This is a genomic window from Paraburkholderia sp. RCC_158 (assembly GCF_041355255.1).
In the GTDB taxonomy this organism is placed as follows: domain Bacteria; phylum Pseudomonadota; class Gammaproteobacteria; order Burkholderiales; family Burkholderiaceae; genus Paraburkholderia; species Paraburkholderia graminis.
The window spans coordinates 1-2,422 of the sequence record NZ_JBFUPM010000063.1 but is presented as its reverse complement, the minus strand read 5'-3'; the positions used below and the strand labels follow the sequence as shown (position 1 = coordinate 2,422).

The following is a 2,422-nucleotide window of genomic DNA, read 5'->3' as shown; positions in this document are numbered from 1 at the left end:
CGGGGAGTTCCAGCGCATCCCCTTCGGGGATCGGACCAGTGTAAGCGCCAAAGCGCCAACGCTGGTCGAGACACACCTGTTATAGGATCAAGCCTTACGGGCAATTAGTATCAGTTAGCTGAACGCATTACTGCGCTTACACACCTGACCTATCAACGTCCTGGTCTTGAACGACCCTTCAAGGGGCTCGAAGCCCCGGGGATATCTCATCTTAAGGCGAGTTTCCCGCTTAGATGCTTTCAGCGGTTATCTCTTCCGAACATAGCTACCCGGCGATGCCACTGGCGTGACAACCGGTACACCAGAGGTTCGTCCACTCCGGTCCTCTCGTACTAGGAGCAGCCCCCTTCAAATATCCAGCGCCCACGGCAGATAGGGACCAAACTGTCTCACGACGTTTTAAACCCAGCTCACGTACCTCTTTAAATGGCGAACAGCCATACCCTTGGGACCGGCTACAGCCCCAGGATGAGATGAGCCGACATCGAGGTGCCAAACACCGCCGTCGATATGAACTCTTGGGCGGTATCAGCCTGTTATCCCCAGAGTACCTTTTATCCGTTGAGCGATGGCCCTTCCATACAGAACCACCGGATCACTATGACCTGCTTTCGCACCTGCTCGACTTGTCGGTCTCGCAGTTAAGCACGCTTATGCCATTGCACTATCAGCACGATTTCCGACCGTACCTAGCGTACCTTCGTACTCCTCCGTTACACTTTGGGAGGAGACCGCCCCAGTCAAACTGCCTACCATGCACTGTCCCCGATCCGGATTCACGGACCAGGGTTAGAACCTCAAACAGATCAGGGTGGTATTTCAAGGATGGCTCCACGCAAACTGGCGTTCACGCTTCACAGCCTCCCACCTATCCTACACAGACCGGTTCAAAGTCCAATGCAAAGCTACAGTAAAGGTTCATGGGGTCTTTCCGTCTAGCCGCGGGGAGATTGCATCATCACAAACACTTCAACTTCGCTGAGTCTCGGGAGGAGACAGTGTGGCCATCGTTACGCCATTCGTGCAGGTCGGAACTTACCCGACAAGGAATTTCGCTACCTTAGGACCGTTATAGTTACGGCCGCCGTTTACCGGGACTTCAATCAGGAGCTTGCACCCCATCATTTAATCTTCCGGCACCGGGCAGGCGTCACACCCTATACGTCCACTTTCGTGTTTGCAGAGTGCTGTGTTTTTATTAAACAGTCGCAGCCACCAGTTTATTGCAACCCCTTCACCCTTCTGGCGCAGGCCAGTCAGGCTACAGGGGCGTACCTTATCCCGAAGTTACGGTACCAATTTGCCGAGTTCCTTCTCCCGAGTTCTCTCAAGCGCCTTAGAATACTCATCTCGCCCACCTGTGTCGGTTTGCGGTACGGTCACTGTTGAACTGAAGCTTAGAGGCTTTTCCTGGAACCACTTCCGATTGCTTCGTCGCCTAAACGACTGGCCTCGCACCCTTGAATTCCGCGCCCGGATTTGCCAAAGCGCCTTCTCCAATGCAAGGACCGGGACTTCCAACACCCGGACAACCTTCCGCGATCCGTCCCCCCATCGCATTCAACACTGGTGCAGGAATATTAACCTGCTTCCCATCAGCTACGCATTTCTGCCTCGCCTTAGGGGCCGACTCACCCTACGCCGATGAACGTTGCGTAGGAAACCTTGGGCTTACGGCGAGGGGGCCTTTCACCCCCTTTATCGCTACTCATGTCAGCATTCGCACTTCCGATACCTCCAGCACACTTTCCAGTGCACCTTCGCAGGCTTACGGAACGCTCTCCTACCATGCACATAAATGTGCATCCGCAGCTTCGGTATATGGCTTAGCCCCGTTACATCTTCCGCGCAGGACGACTCGATCAGTGAGCTATTACGCTTTCTTTAAAGGATGGCTGCTTCTAAGCCAACCTCCTGACTGTTTTAGCCTTCCCACTTCGTTTCCCACTTAGCCATATTTGGGGACCTTAGCTGGCGGTCTGGGTTGTTTCCCTCTTGACACCGGACGTTAGCACCCGATGTCTGTCTCCCGTGATTGCACTCTTCGGTATTCGGAGTTTGCTATGGCGTAGTAATCCGCAATGGACCCCACAACCATGACAGTGCTCTACCCCCGAAGGTGATACACGAGGCACTACCTAAATAGTTTTCGGAGAGAACCAGCTATTTCCAGGTTTGTTTAGCCTTTCACCCCTATCCACAGCTCATCCCCTAACTTTTCAACGTTAGTGGGTTCGGACCTCCAGTACGTGTTACCGCACCTTCATCCTGGCCATGGATAGATCACCTGGTTTCGGGTCTACACCCAGCGACTGAACGCCCTGTTCGGACTCGCTTTCGCTACGCCTGCCCTAATCGGTTAAGCTTGCCACTGAATGTAAGTCGCTGACCCATTATACAAAAGGTACGCCGTCACCCTCTT

At 53.7% G+C, this 2,422-nt stretch carries 1 rRNA gene; it reads right to left on the bottom strand.

Annotated elements, in window-relative coordinates:
• Positions 1-83 precede the first annotated feature (83 nt).
• A 23S ribosomal RNA gene (locus AB6809_RS36080) occupies positions 84-2,422 on the bottom strand; the annotation flags it as partial.